The sequence below is a fragment of the Kitasatospora sp. NPDC093102 genome (assembly GCF_040683915.1).
Taxonomy (GTDB): domain Bacteria; phylum Actinomycetota; class Actinomycetes; order Streptomycetales; family Streptomycetaceae; genus Kitasatospora.
This window is the reverse complement of sequence record NZ_JBFBFA010000005.1, coordinates 267,829-285,488: the sequence shown is the minus strand read 5'-3', so window position 1 is coordinate 285,488 and position 17,660 is coordinate 267,829. Positions and strand designations below refer to the sequence as shown.

The following is a 17,660-nucleotide window of genomic DNA, read 5'->3' as shown; positions in this document are numbered from 1 at the left end:
CTCCTCACCGTTCGTCATCGTCGGGGCCGCCCAGCGCGGCTGCTTCGAGTTCGCTCAGCACCAGGTCCTCCACCAGGTCCGCCAGGGCGGCCACGGTGCGGGAGACCAGCACGTCGCGGGGGGTGAGCGTGACGCCGAAGGCATCGTTGGCCCGGGAGGCGATCAACAGGGCGCGCATGGAGTCGCCGCCCAGCTGGAAGAAGTCGTCGGTGGCGCCGACGGCGGTGCGCAGGGCCTCGGCCCAGATCTCCGCCACCGCCTCCTCGGTCGGGGTGCGGGGCGCCACCCGTTCGACCGGCTCGGCCTCGCCCGGGCCGGGGGCGGGCAGGGCCGCGCGATCGGTCTTGCCGCTCGCGGTGAGCGGGAAGCGCGCCAGCACCGCGAAGGCCGAGGGGACCATGTGGCCGGGCAGCGAGCGGGCGGCCAGGGCCCGCAGTTCGGCGCCGGTCGGCGGTTCGGTGCCGGGGGCGGCCAGCAGGTGGGCGACCAGCCGGGGCAGCCCGGGCTCGTCCTCCCGGATGCTCACCACCGCGTCCAGCACGGCCGGGTGGCGCGCCAGCACGGCCTCCACTTCGCCCGCCTCGATCCGGTGGCCGCGCAGCTTCAACTGGTGGTCGGTGCGGCCCAGGTAGTGCAGTTCGCCGTGGCGGTCGCGGCGCACCAGGTCTCCGGTGCGGTACATCCGGCTGCCGGGCGGCCCGTACGGGTCGGCGGTGAAGCGGGCGGCGGTGAGGCCGGAGCGGCCGAGGTAGCCGCGGGCCAGGCCCGGTCCGCTCAGCCACAGTTCGCCGGGGACGCCGTCGGGCACCGGCCGCCGCCGGGCGTCCAGGACGTACGCGCCGGTGCCGGGCAACGGGCGGCCGATCGGCGGGGCGGCGCCGTCCGCGGTCAGCGGCGCGGACCAGGTGGCGACCACGGTGGCCTCGGTGGGGCCGTAGGAGTTGACCAGGCGGTGGTGCGGGGCCCAGCGGGCGACCAGGTCCGCGCCGCAGGCCTCCGCGCCGACGATCAGGGTCTTCAGCGCGGGCAGGCTGCCGGGGGTCTCGGCCGGCAGGGTGGCGAGGGCGGCGGGCGGCAGCAGGGTGTGGGTGATCCGCTCCGCCCGGAGCTGCCCGGCCAGCTGGGCGCCGAGCAGCGGGCCGGGCTCGGGCACCACCAGCCGGGCACCGTGCGGCAGGGCCAGGCACAGTTCGAGCACCGAGGCGTCGAAGCTGGGCGTGGCGAAGGCCAGCACCCGGTCCCCCGGGGCCACTTGGTAGTGCTCGGCCTCGGCGGCGGCGAAGGCGGCGAGGCCGCGGTGGGTGACGACGACGCCCTTGGGGGTGCCGGTGGAGCCGGAGGTGAAGATCACGTAGGCCGGGTCGTCCGGGTCGAGGGGACGGATCCGGTCGGTGTCGGTGGGACGGTGGCCGGGTGCGCCGTCCGGCTCGACGGCCAGGAGGTCGGCGACCTCCTTGGCGTCCAGGGTCAGCGCGGGGGCCGCGTCGCGCAGCATCGCCTCGATCCGTTCCTCGGGGTAGTGCGGGTCGACGGGCAGGAAGGCGGCGCCGGTCTTCGCCACCGCCAGTTCGGCGAGCACCGTGTCCGCCGAGCGGGGCAGCAGCAGGGCGACGGTCTCCCCGGGGCCGGCGCCGCGCGCGATCAGCCGGTGGGCCAGCCGGTTGGCGTGCGCCTCGGCCTCGGCGAAGGTCAGCTCCAGCCCGGCGGCGCTCAGCGCGACGGCCTGTGGCCACCGGTCCACGGCGGCCTCGATCAGCGCGGGCAGGGCCGCCGGGGGCACCGGGGCGAGCGCCGGGCGGGCCGGGCCGTGCAGCAGCCGCTCCCGTTCGCCGGGCGGCAGCAGGTCGAGCTCGTCCAGCCGGGTGGTGCCGTCCGAGGCGGCCAGCGCGGACAGGGTGTGCAGCAGCTGGTCGGCCAGCCGCCCGGCGGTCTCCCGGTCGAGGTAGCGGGGGTCGTGGCCGAATTCCACGGCGAGCCGCTCGCCGGGCGAGACGACCACGGTGAGCGGGTAGTTGGTGGCCTCCCGGGCGTCCAGCTCGCGTACCAGCAGGCCGTGGGCGCCGGCCGTGGCGTCGCCGACCGGGTAGTTCTCGAAGACCACCAGGCTGTCGAACAGCTCCGTGCCCGGCGGGACCTGACTCAGCCCGTGCATCCGTGCCAGCGGCAGGTGGTCGAACCGGCGGTCCTCGGCCTGCCCCTCCTGGAGGGTGCGCAGCCAGTCGGAGCAGGGCTGCCGGCCCTCGACGGCGACCCGGGCGGGCAGGGTGGTGATGAACAGGCCGACGATGCCGTCGGCGCCGGCCAGGTCGGCGGGCCGGCCGGAGACGGTGGTGCCGAAGCAGACCCGCTGCTCGCCGCTCCAGCGCGACAGCAGCAGCGCCCAGGCGCCCTGCACCACGGTGTTGAGGGTGAGGCGGTGGCGGCGGGCGAACTCCTGGAGCCGCTCGGTCTGCGCCTCGTCCAGCCGGTGCGAGAGCCAGTCCCCGGAGCGGGCCGTGTCACCCTGGGCGGGCCGGCGGTCGTAGGGCAGGGCGGTGGGCGCGGCGAGGTCGGCCAGCACGCCGCGCCAGTGCTCGACGGCGGCGTCGGTGTCCCGGCCGGCGAGCCAGCCGACGTAGTCCGCGTAGGGCCGGCGCTCGGACAGGGTGGGCCGCTCGCCCCGGGCGAGCGCGGCATGGGCGGCCAGCACGTCCGCGAGGACGTGGAAGACGCTCCAGCCGTCCAGCAGCACGTGGTGGAAGGCCCAGACCACGCGCACCGCGTCCGGGCCGAGCCGGATCAGGTCGAGCCGCAGCAGCGGGGCGCGGTCCAGGACCAGTGGGCGGGTCCGTCGTCCGGCGAGCAGTTCCTCCAGCCGGTCCCGCTGTTCCGCCGGGGTGAGGTCGCTCCAGTCGTGCTCGGTGACCGGGAGGACGGCCTGCCGGTGGACCACCTGGAGCGGCACCGGCACGTCGCGCAGCACCACCGAGGTGCGCAGCACCGGTGTGCGGTCGACGACGTGCTGCCAGGCGGCGGCCAGCAGGCCCGGGTCGCGGGCGCCGTCCAGGACGAAGGTGATCCGCTCGACGTACAGTCCGTGTTCGGCCTCGTCCAGGCCGTGCACCACCATGCCGGTCTGGGTCGGGGTGAGCGGCTGGATCTCCGTCACCTCCCGTCCGGTGCCGGCCAGCCGGTCGACGGCGGCCTGGTCCAGGCCGGCCAGCGGGAAGTCGGAGGGGGTGCGGCCGCCGGCGCCGGGTTCGGCGCAGTGGCGGACGATCTCCCGCAGCTCGTCCAGCAGTTCGGCGGCCAGCCGGGCGACCGTCCCGCCGTGGTGCACCTCGCGGGAGTAGGACCAGGTGAAGGAGAGCCGGCCCTCGGCGACCTGCCCGAGCACGTCCAGCAGGTGGGGGCGGCGGGCCGTTCGGTCCATGCCGCCGGTGAGCGGGCCGGCCGGGGCGTGCAGCAGGCCGCCGGGGGTGGCGGTCCAGTCCTGCCGGCCCAGGTAGTTGAAGCCGATCTGCGGCAGCTCCAGCCCCGGGGTCGGTGTGAGGTGGCGCAGGGCGCCGTGGCCGAGGCCGCCACCCGGGACGGCGCGCAGGCTCTCCTTGACGGCCTTCAGGGCGGTGCCGGTGTCCGCGCCCCGGGGCACGTCCAGGGCCACGGGGTACATCGTGGTGAACCAGCCGACGGTGCGGGACAGGTCGACGCCGTCGAACAGTTCCTCGCGGCCGTGGCCCTCCAGTGTGACCAGCACCCGGTCCCGTCCGGTCCAGCGGGCCAGCACCCGGCCGAGGGCGCAGAGCAGGACGTCGTTGACCCGGGTGCGGTACGCCTCCGGGACGTCCTGGAGCAGCCGGCGGGTGTCCTCGGCGCCCAGCGCGAAGGTCAGCGACTCCTCGGCCGCCGCCGTGTTGGCGCCGTCGAGGTCGGTGGGCAACGCGGCGGCGGCGCCGTCCGCCAGGCCGTGCCAGTACGGGAGTTCCGGGTCGAAGCCGCCGGCCGCGGTGTGGGCGGCGAGGCGTTCGGCCCAGGCCCGGAAGGAGGTGCTCTTGGCGCCGAGGTCGGGCCGCTCGCCCGCGCTCAGCGCGCGGTGGGCGCGCTCCAGGTCCTCCAGCAGGATCCGCCAGGACACCGCGTCGACCACCAGGTGGTGGGCGGCCAGCAGCAGCACCGGGCGGGGGTCGTCCGCGAAGCGGCAGAGCGCGGCCCGCAGCAGCGGTCCGGCGGCCAGGTCGTAGCCCTCGGCCAGGTGCCCGGCGAGTTCGCGCAGGACGGCCTCGCGTTCCTCGCCCTCGATGGCGGCCCGTTCGTGCAGGTGCAGCTCGGGGGCCTGGCCGGGTTCGGTGCCGTGCTGGCGCCACCGGCCGGCGGCGAGCGGTTCGTAGCGCATCCGCAGCGCGTCGTGGTGGTCCAGGACGGCGGCCAGGGCGGCCCGCAGCGTGCTCTCGTCGGTGCCGGGGGCGAGGGTGAAGGAGACGGACTGGGTGAAGCGGGCCGGGTCGCCGTCGAGGGTGTCCAGCAGCCAGTGCTGGACGGGCGTGAGCGGGGCCTCGCCGGTGACGGCACCCTGTTCGGCGGCGGTCCCGGGGTGCGGCGACCGGTCGGCGGCGCGGGCGAGTTCGGCCAGGGTCTGGTGGGCGAACAGGTGCCGGGGGGTCAGCGCGAGACCGGCCCGGCGGGCCGCCGAGACGATCTGGATGCCGAGGATCGAGTCCCCGCCGAGCGTGAAGTAGTTGTCGTCCGCGTTCACCCGGGGCACGCCGAGCACCTCGCACCAGATCGCGGCGAGGGCCCGCTCGGTGTTGGTGCGCGGTGGCCGCCCGCTCCCCGTGGCGGGGGCGGCCCGGAGCGGTTCGGGCAGGGCGCGCCGCTCCAGTTTGCCGGTGGCGCCGAGCGGCAGCCGATCCAGCGGCACCACCAGGGCGGGCACCAGGTGGTCGGGGAGGGTGCGACCGAGGAAGGCACGCCACTCGGCCGGGTCGGGCAGGGCGCCGTCGCGGGGCACCGCGTAGCCCACCAGCTGCTTGTGGCCGTCGTGGTCGACCACCCGGGCGGCCGCCGCCGACACCTGCGGGTGGCGGGCCAGCGCGGCCTCGACCTCGCCGAGTTCGATCCGGAAGCCGCGCACCTTGACCTGGTCGTCGACGCGGCCGAGGTAGTCGAGCTCACCGTCCGTGCTCCAGCGCGCCCGGTCGCCGGTGCGGTACATCCGGCTGCCGGGCGGGCCGTACGGGTCGGGCAGGAAGCGGGTGGCGGTCAGCCCGGGGCGGCGCAGGTAGCCGCGCGCCACGCCGGTGCCGGCCAGGTACAGCTCCCCCGGCGCGCCGGTGGGCACCGGGCGCAGCCGCCCGTCCAGCACGTAGGCCCGGGCACCGCCGACCGGCCGGCCGATCGGCGGGTCGCGGTCCGGGTCGGCGGGGTCGCAGGTGTGGGCGGTGGCGTAGACGGTGGCCTCGGTGGGGCCGTAGACGTTCAGCACCCGGCAGCCGGGGACGGCCTCGCGGACCCGGCGCACGGTGCGGGCGGGCAGCCCTTCGCCGGCCAGCACCACGGTGTCCGCGCCGAGTTGCACGGCGCCGTCGGCGAGCAGTCCGCCGAGGGCCGAGGGCACCGCACTGAGCAGGCCGGCCCGCCGGCGGCCGGGGCGCTCGGCCAGGGCCAGCAGGTCGCGCAGGAGCTCCACGCAGCCTCCGGACAGCAGCGGCGCGAAGATCTCGAACACCGACACGTCGAAGTTGAGCGAGGTCGCGGCGAGCACGTGGTCCAGGCCGCGGTCGGCGAACTCGGCGGCGGCCCAGTCGGTCAGCGCGAGCACCGAGGCGTGGGCGACCACCACGCCCTTGGGGCGGCCGGTGGAGCCGGAGGTGTGGATGACGTACGCGGGATGCTCCGGCCGCAGTGCGCCGCGCCGCTCCTCGTCGCCGACGGCGTCGGGGCGGGCGGCGGCCAGCTTCTCCCGGCAGGCCGGGTCGTCCGGCACGATCCGGGTGTACGGGCCGTCGGGCAGCCGTCCTTCGGTCGCGGCGGCGGTGACCACCGCATCGGGCCGGACGTCCTCGAAGAGGTAGGCGATCCGCTCGGCCGGGTAACCGGGGTCGACCGGCAGGTACGCGGCGCCGCTCTTGAGCACCGCGAGCAGCGTCACGGCCAGCTCGACGGTGCGGGGCAGCGCGAGCGCGACGTACCGCTCGGGGCCGGCCCCGGCCCCGATCAGCAGCCGGGCCAGCCGGTTGGAGCGTTCGTCGAGCTCCCGATAGGTCAGCTGCTCGTCGCCGGAGCGGACCGCGGGGGCGTCGGGGGTGCGGGCGGCCTGCCGGGCGAAGGCCTCGGGCAGGGTGCGCCGGGGTGCCTCGCGCACCGCCCCGCCGAGGCGGTCCAGGAGTTCGCGCCCCTGGGCCGGATCCAGCAGCGGCAGTTCGGCCGTCGGCCTGTCGAGGCCGGCCGCCATCCCCGCGAGCAGGGTGCGCAGGCTCGCCCCGAGCCCTTCGACGGTGGCGGTGTCGAAGGCGGCCGGGTCGTGGTCCAGGCCGACCTCGATGGACTCGCCGGGCGCCACCACCACGCTGAGCGGGTAACTGGTCGGCTCCAGCACGTGCTCGGTCTCCGCGCCCAAACCGTGCCGGGTCAGCGCCTGCGCGTCGAACGGGTAGTTCTCGAAGACCACGATGCTGTCGAACAGGGCGGTGCCGCCGGGCAGTTCGCTCCAGCCCTGGAGCTGGGCCAGCGAGACGGCGTCGTGCCGCCGGGCCTCGGACTGGTGGTCCTGGACCTCCCGCAGCCAGTCCAGCAGCGGGCGCCGGACGTCGATCCGCACCCGGGTGGGCAGGGCGTTGATGAACAGCCCCACCATCGAGGTGACGCCGGGGAGTTCGGCGGGCCGACCGGAGACGATGGTGCCGAACACCACGTCGTCCCCGCCGCCGTAGCGGGAGAGCAGCAGCGCCCAGGCGCCCTGGAGCACGGTGTTGACGGTCAGCCCGGCCTGCCGGGCGGTGGTGCGCAGCCGCTCGGACAGCTCGGGGCCGAGGGCGACCCGCACGGAGGCCGAGGAGGAGGCGCGGTGCGCCCCGGCCGGGCGGCGGTCCCGGGGCAGTTCGGTGGGGGCGGGGAAGCCGGCCAGGGTGTCGCGCCAGTACCGCTCGACCCCCGCCCGGTCCTGGCCGGCCAGCCAGCGCAGGTAGTCCGCGTAGGGCGCCCGCCGGACCGGGGCGGGCCGGCGTCCGGCGGTCAGGGCCGCGTAGCGTTCGCACACCTCGTCGAAGACCTGGGCGGCGCTCCAGCCGTCGAGCAGCACGTGGTGGAAGGTCCACACCACCCTGACCCGGTTCGGCGTCAGCCGGATCAGGGCCAGCCGCAGCAGCGGCGCGCTGCCGAGGTCGAGCCCGGCCGCCCGGTCCTCGGCGAGCAGCCGGGCGGTGTCCCGCTCGACCTGCTCGGCGGGGCGGCCGGTCCAGTCGTGGTGGGTCACCGGGACGACGGCCCGGTGCTGGACGACCTGGAGCGGTTCGGCGCCGTCCTGCCAGCTGAGCCGGGTGCGCAGCACCGGGTTGGCGTCGGCGGTCTGCTGCCAGGCCTCGGCCAGGGCGTGCGGGTCGGTGACCCCGGTCAGCACCAGCTGGACCTGGTTGACGTAGGTGTCGCCCTCCGGGTCGAGCAGGCTGTGGAAGAGCATCCCGGCCTGCATCGGCGTCAGCGGGTACACGTCGGCGACCGACCGGCCGTCCCCGGCGATCCGGTCCACCGCCGCCTGGTCGAGGCGGGCGAGCGGGAAGTCCGCGGGGGTGCGGCCGCCGGCGCCGGGCTCGGCGCAGTGGGCGACGATCTCCACCAGCGCGCGCAGCACGGCCTGCGCGAGCCCGGCGACAGTGCTCGAGCGGTGCCGGCCGGCACTGTAGTGCCAGCGGATCTCCAGCCGGCCGTCCTCGACCCGGGCGACCACGTCCAGCAGGTGCGGGCGCTCGGTGCCGGGGGCCTCCGCGCCGCCGAGGCCGCCGGGGACGGCGCGGACCAGGGCGGCGCCGTCGGCGGACCAGTCGAAGCGGCCCAGGTAGTTGAAGCTGATGCCGGGGGCGGGCGCGTCGACGAGTGCCCCGTCCCGGGCGAGGTGGCGCAGCGCGCCGTACCCGAGGCCGCGGTCGGGCACCGCCCGCAGCTGTTCCTTGACGGCCTTCAGGGCGGTGCCCCAGTCCCCCGCCGGGACGTCGAGGGCGACCGGGAAGAGCGAGGTGAACCAGCCGACCGTGCGGGACAGGTCGAGGCCGTCGAACAGCCGGTCCTCGCGGCCGTGCCCCTCCAGGCCGACCGCGACGGTGCTGCGCCCGGTCCACTCGGCGAGAACCCGGCCGAGCGCGGTGAGCAGCACGTCGTCGATCCGGGTGCGGTAGACCCCGGGGACCTTGCGCAGCAGGGCGTCGGTGCGTTCGCGGTCCAGGTGGACGGTCACCTCGCGCAGGTCGGCGGCGGTGTTGCCGCCGTCGCCGTCCACCGGCAGCGGCTGGGCGCAGGCCCGGGCGGCGGCCGCCCAGTGGGCGTGCTGCCCGGCGAAGCCGCCGGCCGCGGTGTGCCCGGCCAGTCGGCGGGCCCACTCGCGGACGGAGCTGGTGCGGGCGGGCAGCCGCAGCGGGCGGCCCTCGACGGCCTGCCGGTAGGCGGTCTCCAGGTCCTCCAGCAGCACCCGCCAGGAGACGCCGTCGACCACCAGGTGGTGGACGGCCAGCAGCAGCCGGTCGGGGCGGCCCTCGGCCGTGAACAGCCGGGCGGTGAGCAGCGGGCCGCCGTCCAGCCGGAAGGAGGCGTGGGCGGCCGCGGTCACCACCTCTTCCAGGCCTTGGTCGTGGACCTCCAGCAGCTCGGGCGCGGTCTCCTCGGCCGGGGCGCAGTGCTGCTGCCACGTACCGTCCTGGGCACGGGTGAAGCGGGAGCGCAGCGCGTCGTGGTGGGCCCAGAGGGCGGCCAGGGCGCGGCGCAGGGCCTGCGGGGCGACCTCGCCGGGAGCCTCCACCACGAGGCACTGGTCGAAGTGCTCGGCGTGCCGCGGGCCGGGGTCGAGGAACCAGTGCTGGATCGGCGTCAGGCCGACCTCGCCGCTGACCGGCCCGGTGCCGGCCACGGTCACGGCGCTGCCGGCGGCCGCGGCCAGGGCCGCGACGGTGGGGTGCCGGAACAGGTCGCGCGGGGAGAGCGCGAGTCCGGCGGCGCGGGCCCGGGAGACGACCTGGATGCTCAGGATGGAGTCGCCGCCGAGCAGGAAGAAGTCGTCGTCCAGCCCGACCCGTTCGACCCCGAGCAGCTCGGCCCAGATCGCGGCGAGCAGGCGCTCGCGGTCGGTACCGGGGGCGCGGTGGGGCCGGTCGCCGCCCGCCGACCAGTCGGGTGCGGGCAGCCGCCGGCGGTCCACCTTGCCGTTGGCGGTGAGCGGGAGTTCGGGCAGCGTGACGAAGGCCGCGGGCACCATGTAGTCGGGCAGGTCGGCGGCCAGGTGGGCGCGCAGTTCGGCGGCGGCGGGCGGCTCGGTGCCCTCGGCCGGCACCAGGTGGGCGGCGAGGCGCTTGCGTCCGGCGTCCTGGTGCAGCGAGACCACGGCTTCGGCGACGGCCGGGTGGGCGGTGAGCCGGGCCTCGATCTCGGCGGGTTCGATCCGGAAGCCGCGGATCTTGATCTGGTCGTCCGCGCGGCCGACGAAGTGCAGTTCGCCGTCCTCGCTCCACCGGACAGTGTCGCCGGTGCGGTACATCCGGCTGCCGGGCGGGCCGTACGGGTCGGCGAGGTAGCGGGCGGCGGTCTCGCCGGGGCGGCCCGCGTAGCCGCGGGCGAGGCCGGCCCCGGCGAGGTACAGCTCTCCGGTGACGCCTGGCGGCTGCGGCTGGAACGCGCCGTCCAGGACGTACACCCGGGTGTTGTCCAGCGGGCGGCCGATCGGCAGGACGGCGGGCAGCTCGTCACCGGCGCGGAAGGCCCGGCGGGTGGCGAAGGTGGTGGTCTCGGTCGGTCCGTAGCCGTCGACCACGATGAGGCCGGGGCAGGCCGCCAGGACCTTGCGGACGGCCGCGCCGGGCACCGCCTCGCCGCCGGTCCACACCTCGCGGACGCCGCGCAGGCAGCCCGGGTCCTCCTGGGCTAGCAGCCGGAACAGGCCGGCGGTCAGCCACAGGCAGCGCACGCCCTGCTCGGTGACGGCGCGCCGGATGGCGGCGGCGTCCAGGTCCTCCGGCGGGGCGAGCACGGCGGTGCCGCCGCGCAGCAGCGGCACCCACAGCTCGTAGGTGGAGGCGTCGAAGGCGTGCGGGGAGTGCACCAGCACCCGGTCGTGGCCGGTGAAGGCGCGGTCCAGGGCGAGCGCGGCGACGTCCCGGCGGCGCACCGCGACGCCCTTCGGGGTGCCGGTGGAGCCCGAGGTGAACATCAGGTACTGGACGTTGTCGGGGTGGACGGCCGCCGGGGCCTCGTTGCGCGGCGGATCGGTGGGGTCCGGCCGGTCGGCCCGCAGCACCCGGTCGGCGGGGAGCAGCTCGACGGCGGTGCCCGCCCGGTGGGCGTCGGTGAGCAGCAGGTCGGCGCCGGCCTCGGCGAGCATCCGGTGCAGCCGCTCGCGCGGTGCCCGGCCGTCCAGGGGCACGTAGACCCCGCCGGTGCGGACCAGCGCCAGCTGGGCGACGACCAGCTCGACGGAGCGCTCCATGAGCACCCCGACCGGCCGCTCCACCCGGACCCCGTGCGCGACCAGCCGTCCGGCCAGCTCGGCGGCGCGGGCGTCGAGTTCGCGGTACGTCAGGCGCCGGTCGCCGGTCTCCAGGGCGATGGCCTCGGGGGTGCGGAGCACCTGTTCGGCGAAGAGTTCGGCGATGTCGGCCGCGGGCTCCTCGACGGCGGTGGCGTTCCAGTCGACCAGGACGCGCCGGCGTTCCTCCCCGGTCAGCAGCGGCAGCCGCGCGGGCGGGCGGTGTGCGCCCGAGGGCAGGCCGGTCAGCACGGCGGCGAGCTGCCCGGCCAGCCGGCGCACCGTGGACTCGTCGAACAGCCGCGGGTCGTAGCAGAGCCGCAGGGACAGCTCCGGGCCCGGGTAGGCGAGCAGGGCGAGCGGGTAGTTGGTGGTCTCGATCCCGTCCAGGTCGCGCAGCCGCAGGCCGTGGGCCTCGGCGGCGTCCTCGTCGACCGGGTAGTTCTCGAAGACCACCAGGCTGTCGAACAGGCCGGTCTGCTCGGGCAGTTCGGTGTCGGCCCGCAGGCGGGTCAGCGGGACGAAGCCGTGCCTCCGGTCCTCGCTCTGCTCCCGCTGCAGGGTCCGGAGCCAGTCGAGCAGGGTGCCCTCGGCGGGCACCGTGGTGCGGGTCGGCAGGGTGGTGATGAACAGGCCGGTCATCGTCTCGACCCCGGGCAGCTCGGGCGGCCGCCCGGAGGAGGTGGTGCCGAAGACCACCTCGGCCCGCCCGGCCTGGCGGCCCAGCAGCACCGCCCAGGCGCCCTGGACCAGGGTGTTGAGGGTCAGCCCGGAGCCGCGCGCGAGGTCCTCCAGTGCCCGGGTCGCGGCGGCGGGCAGGGTGAACGGCACGGCCCGGGTGGACTCCGCTCGATGGCTCTGCACCGGCTCGCGGTCGTACGGCAGCGGCGTCGGCTCGGCCAGCCCGGCGAGGCGGCCGCGCCAGTACCGCTCGGCCTCCGCGTGGTCGCGCTCGCCCAGCCAGGCCAGGTAGTCGCGGTAGGGCCGACGCTCCGGCACGGTGCCGTACGGGACCTCGGTGTCCGGTCCGGAGCGGGCCAGGGCGGCGTGCACCGCGAAGACGTCCGAGAGCACCTGGAACAGGCTCCAGCCGTCCAGGACCAGGTGGTGGAAGGACCAGAGCACCCGTACCCGGCTGTCCGAGAGGCGGACGAGCAGCAGCCGCTGGAGCGGGGCCCGCACCAGGTCGAGGCCGCGGGCCCGGTCTCGGTCGAGCAGTTCGGCCAGCCGGCCGCGGCGCTCCTCCTCGGGCAGCGCGCGCCAGTCCAGGTGGGTGACCGGCACGGCCACCCGGCGGTGCACCACGAGCAGCGGCTCGGGCACCTCCTGCCAGCGGACGTGGGCACGCAGCACCGCGGTGCGGTCGGTGACCCGCTGCCAGGCCTCGGCGAGGCGCGCCGGGTCGGGCACGCCGTCCAGGACGAAGTCCAGCTGCTGGAAGTAGGCGCCGCTGTCCTCCTCGGCAAGGCTGTGGAAGAGCATGCCGGACTGGGTCGGGGTGAGCGGCAGGACGTCCTCCACCGCGCCCGGGTCGGCGCCGGTGATCCGGTCCACCGCCGCCTGGTCGAGCCGGGCCAGCGGGAAGTCCGACGGGGTGCGCCCGGCGGCGCCGGGGCGGACCGCGTGGCAGGCGAGGTCGGCCAGTTCCTCGGCGAAGCGCCGGGCCAGCGCCTCGACGGTCCCGCTCCGGTGCACGGCGGCGGAGTGGAACCAGGTGAACTCCAGCGCGTCGCCGTCCAGGCGACCGACCACCTCCAGCGGGTGGGGGCGCTCGACGGCCGGGTCCGCGTCCAGTTCCAGCGGCCGGTAGGTGCCACGGAACAGCCCGTCCTCGTCGTCGTCCGGAAGGGCGATGCGGCCCAGGTAGTTGAAGCCGATCCGGGCGGCCGGGGTGTCGGGCGCCGTGCCGGGGCGCCCGAGGTGGCGCAGCGCCTCGAAGCCGAGGCCGCGCCGGGGGACGGCGCGCAGTTGCTCCTTGACCTGCTTGAGGACGGTGTCCCAGCCGGCCCCGGCGGGGACGGCCAGGGCGACGGGGTGGCGGGTGGTGAACCAGCCGACCGTACGGCTGAGGTCGAGCTCGGCGAACAGTTCCTCGCGCCCGTGGCCCTCGACGTCCACCACGACCTGCTCCAGCCCGCTCGCCCCGCACAGCACGCGGCCGAGCGCGCTCAGCAGCACGTCGTTGGCCTGGGTGCGGTAGGTGTCGGGCAGGGTCCGCAGCAGGGCGGCGGTGTCGGCGGGGCTCAGGCGGACGGTGACGGAGCGTTCGGAGGCGTAGCTGTCGGGGCCGGCGAGCTCGGCGGCCGGAAACTCGTCGGGCAGCGGCTCGGCGGCGGGCTGCTCGGGCACGGCCCGGGCCCAGTACTCCGCCTCGTCCTCGAAGCCGCCCGCGGCGGCGAAGGCGCTCAGCCGCTCGGCCCACTGCCGCACCGGCGAGGACTTCGCCGGCAGGGCGCCCGCCCCGTCCCGGCCGTCGCGGCGAGCGCGGTAGGCGGTGTCCAGGTCCTCCAGCAGCACCCGCCAGGAGACGCCGTCGACCACCAGGTGGTGGACGGCCAGGTGCAGGACCGAAGGCCGGCCCTCGGCGCGCTCGTGCAGCACGGCGCGCAGCAGCGGCTCGCCGCCGCTCAGGTCGTGGGGTCCGAAGTGCGGGGTGTCCTGGTCCGGGCCGGTGTGCCGGGCCAGGACGATCCGGCGCGTCGGCTCCTGGATCCGCCACCGCACGGCCCCGCCGCCGTCCGGGGCGGTGAAGGCCGAGCGCAGCGCGTCGTGGTGGGCGACCAGGTCGTTCAGGGCCTCCTCCAGGGCCGCCCGGTCCAGGTCGCCGGGCAGCAGCAGGGAGAGCGCCTGGCCGAAGTGGCCGGGCCGGCCGGCGGCCCGGTCGAACCACCAGCGCTGGATCGGGGTCGGCACGGCCTCCCCGGTGGCGGCCACCGGTGCGGGCGCGGCCGGGGCCTCGGCGTCCTCCGCGGACCGGGCCAGCGCGGCGACCGTCTGGTGGCGGTAGAGGTCCCGGGAGGTCACCGCCAGCCCGGCCTGCCGGCAGCGGGCCACCACCTGGATGCCGAGGATGGAGTCCCCGCCGAGGTCGAAGAAGTTGTCGTCGGCGCCGACCCGCTCCAGCCGCAGCACCTCGGCCCAGATGCCGGCGAGCGCGCGTTCGGCGGGGGTGCGGGGGGCGACGTGGCGCACGGCTTGCGCGGCCGGACCGGGGTCGGGCAGCCGGCCGCAGTCGAGCGTGCCGTCGGGGCCCAGCGGCAGGGCGGGCAGCGGCACCACGACCGCGGGGACAAGGTGGTCGGGCAGGGTCAGGGCAAGTGCGCGGCGCACCGCCTCGGGCTCGATCCGGCCGCCCGGCACGGGCACCACGTAGCCGACCAGCCGCCGGGGGCCCTCGGCGAGGACGGCGGCCGCCTCGGCCACGCCCGCGCAGCGCCGCAGCGCCTCCGCCGCCTCGTCCGGATCGGTCCCGAGGCCGCGGGGCTTCGCCCGGTGCGCGACCCGGCCGAGGTACTCCAGTTCGCCGTCGGCGTTCCACCGCACCAGGTCCCCGGTGCGGTACATCCGGTCCCCCTGCGCGCCGTACGGGTCGGCGACGAACCGCTCGGCCGTCTCCCCCGGCTGGTCCGGGAAGCCGCCCGCGAGGTGCAACTCGCCGGGTACGCCGTCGGGCTGGGGGCGCAGCCCGCGGTCCAGGACGTAGGCGCGGGTCCAGGCGAGCGGCCCGGGCGGCGTGACCGGTGCGGGCAGCACGGGCGGCGCGCCCGCCGGGTTCCGGGCGTCGAGCAGCGCGCGCTGCTCCTCCTCGGGGATCATCGGCAGTTCGGCGAGGGTGCGCTGCGGCCCGTCCGCCATCCCGGCCAGCAGGCGGTGCAGGTGGCCCGCCAGCGCGGTCACGGTCCGCCGGTCGAACAGGTCGGTGTTGTACTCCACCGTCAGCGTGCAGCCGGCGGCGTCGTCCGGGGTGAACTCCAGCACCAGGTCGAAGCGGGCGGCCGGGCGGGGCAGCGGGTGGTCCGCGAAGCGCAGGCCCCCGGCGGGCGGCGGGGCGGTGGGGGTCTGCTGGACGACCACGACCTGGACCAGCGGGGTCCGGCTGGGGTCGCGGGGCGGGGCCAGTTCCTCGACCACCCGGTCGAAGGGCACCCCGGCGTGGGCGAAGGCGTCCAGCAGGGTGGTGCGCATGTCCTCCACGAAGCGGTCGACGGTGGCCTGCTCGTCCACGTCGCCGCGCAGCACCACGGTGTTGACGAAGAAGCCGGTCACCTCCTCCAGTTCCCGCCGGTCCCGCCCGTTGGTGACGGTGCCGAAGGCCACGTCCCGCTGGCCGGAGTAGCGCGAGAGCAGCAGTGCGGACGCCCCGGCGAACAGGGTGAACACCGTGGTGCCGCGGCCCGCGGCAAGGTGGCGCAGCCGGTCGACCAGCTCGGCCGGCAGGTGGTGACGGTGCGCCGCGCCGTTGCCGGTGCGCTGGTCGGGCCGGGGGCGGTCGGTGGGCAGCCGCAGGGTGGGCAGGTCCGCCAGGGTGCGCTTCCAGTAGGCGAGGTCCGGTGCGTGGTCGGTTCGGCGGTGCTGCTCCCAGTGTGCGAAGTCGGGGTACTGGAGGGCGGGGGCGGGCAGGGCGTCCGGTTCGCCGGTGGCCTCCGCCCGGTAGAGCGCGGCCAGTTCGCGGGTGAGGACCCCCACCGACCAGCCGTCGGTGACGATGTGGTGCTGCGCCAGCAGCAGGAGGTGCTCGTCGGCGGAGAGCCGGACCAGCAGCGCCCGGGCGAGCGGGCCCCGCGCCAGGTCGTACGGCCGCTCCAGCTCCTCGGTCAGCAGGCGTTCGGCCGCCTCGGCGCGCTCCCCGTCGGGCAGGGCGCCGAGGTCCTCGGTGCGCAGCGGCAGCCCGGACCGCTCGGCGACGTGCTGCACGAGCCGCCCATCGACGGTGGCGACGGTGGTGCGCAGCGAGTCGTGCCGGGCGGCGAGGCGGTGCAGGGCCCGGCCGAGGGCCTCCCGGTCGAGGGCACCGTGCAGCCGCAGGGCCACGCCGGTGTGGTTCCCGGTGCCGCTGGGGGCGAGGTCGTCCAGGAACCAGAGCCGGCGCTGGGCGCTGGACAGCGGCAGCGGCTCCCCGCGCGGGGCGGGCGGGATCGGCTCGGTCGGTGCGGCGGCGGGCGCCTCGTCGAACAGCGCGGCAAGGGCGGCGACGGTGCGGGCGGTGAAGACGTCCCGCAGGGTGAGCCGGACGCCCAGCCGCGCGGTCACCCGGGCCAGGGTGCGGGCGGCGAGGATCGAGTCGCCGCCGAGTTCGAAGAAGTCGTCCTCCGCGCCCACCGCGTCGAGGCCGAGGACCTCGGCCCAGACGGCGGCCAGGGCGCGCTCCCGCTCGGTGCGCGGGACGAGCCGTCCGGTGGCGGCCTGCCGGGCGGGCGCGGGCAGCGCCCGCTGGTCGATCTTGAGCTGGGGGGTGAGCGGGAACGCGGCCAGCACGACGACGGCGGCGGGCACCAGGTGGGCGGGCAGCGCGGCGGCCAGGGCGGTGCGCAGCTCGGCCGGGTCCGGGGCCCGCTCCGGGTCGGCGGGCGTGGCGTAGCCGACCAGCCGGGTGTGGCCCGGCTCGTCCTCGCGGACCATCACGACGGCCTGGTCGACGCCGGGGTGGGCGCGCAGCGCGGCCTCGATCTCGCCCGGCTCGATCCGGAAGCCGCGGACCTTGACCTGCCGGTCGAGCCGGCCGAGGAACTCCAGGTCCCCGTCGGCGTTCCACCGGGCCCGGTCGCCGGTGCGGTAGAGCCGGGCGCCGGGCGGCCCGAAGGGGTCGGCGACGAAGCGCGCGGCGGTCAGGCCGGGGCGGCCGAGGTAGCCGCGGGCGACGCCCTCGCCGCCGAGGTACAGCTCGCCGTCGGTGCCGGGCGGCTGGGGCCGCATGGCCTCGTCGAGCACGTACACCCGGGCGTGCGGCAGGGCGCTGCCGATGGCGGGTGTGCCGGTGCCGGCGGTGAGCGGGCCGGTCCAGGTGGCGACGATGGTGGCCTCGGTCGGGCCGTAGGAGTTGATCATGCGCCGGCCGGGCGCCCAGCGGTCGACCAGCTCGGCGGGGCAGGCCTCGGCCCCGACGATCAGGGTGCGCAGGTGGCGGCCCGCGCCGGCGGGCACGGTGGCCAGGGCGGCGGGCGGGATCAGGGTGTGGGTGATGCGGTGCTCGTCCAGGACGGCGGCGAGCTCCTCTCCCAGCCAGGGGCCGTCCGGGGGGATCACCAGGGTGGCGCCGGTGAGCACGGAGACGAACAGCTCCAGGACGGAGGCGTCGAAGCTGGGCGAGGAGAACTGGAGCACCCGGTCCCCGGGCCGTACCGCGTAGTTCTCGACGGCCGCCGCGGTGAAGCCGGCGATCCCCCGGTGGGTGACGACCACGCCCTTGGGCGTCCCGGTGGAGCCCGAGGTGTAGATCACGTACGCCGGGTGGTCGGTGCCGGCCGCGACCGGGGCGCCCGTCCCGTCCGGGTCGGCGGGCCCGGCCGCCTCCAGGAGCGCGCGGACGGCGGCCGGATCGTCCAGCACGATCGCGGGGGCGGCGTCGGCGAGCATCAGCGCCCGTCGCTCGGCGGGGTAGGCCGGGTCCACGGGCAGGAAGGCGGCGCCCGCCCGGACGGCGGCCAGCTCGGCGGCGACCAGCTCCATCGAGCGCGGCAGGACCAGGGCCACCGTCCGCTCCGGCCCGGCGCCGTGCCGGCGCAGGTCGCGGGCCAGCCGCTCGACGCGTTCGGCCAGGTCCCGGTAGGTCCAGGTGCGCCGGCCGTCGGTCACCGCGGGCGCGTGCGGCGTGCGGGCCGCCTGGGCGGCGAACAGCGCGTCGAGGGTCCGATGCCGCGGCGGAGCGGACGGACGCGCGGGCTGGGCAGGCCGGTCGGCCATGGCGGAAGGTCCTTCCGATGGGGGCGACGACGAGGGCACCGGGGCAGGCGGTAGCCGGCCC

General features: G+C 77.0%; 1 protein-coding gene. It reads right to left on the bottom strand.

Annotation, left to right across the window (positions count from 1 at the left end; genetic code table 11):
• Window positions 1–4: 4 nt before the first annotated feature.
• On the bottom strand, window positions 5–17,599 hold the full coding sequence (locus tag AB0O11_RS10495; protein ID WP_363383927.1) for a non-ribosomal peptide synthase/polyketide synthase: 17,595 nt from the start codon (window positions 17,597–17,599) through the stop codon (window positions 5–7).
• Window positions 17,600–17,660: the final 61 nt, after the last annotated feature.

Excerpts from the sequence above, each read along its gene's own strand:
- AB0O11_RS10495 (WP_363383927.1), bottom strand. The coding sequence starts at position 17,599 with ATGGCCGACCGGCCTGCCCAGCCCGCGCGTCCGTCCGCTCCGCCGCGG.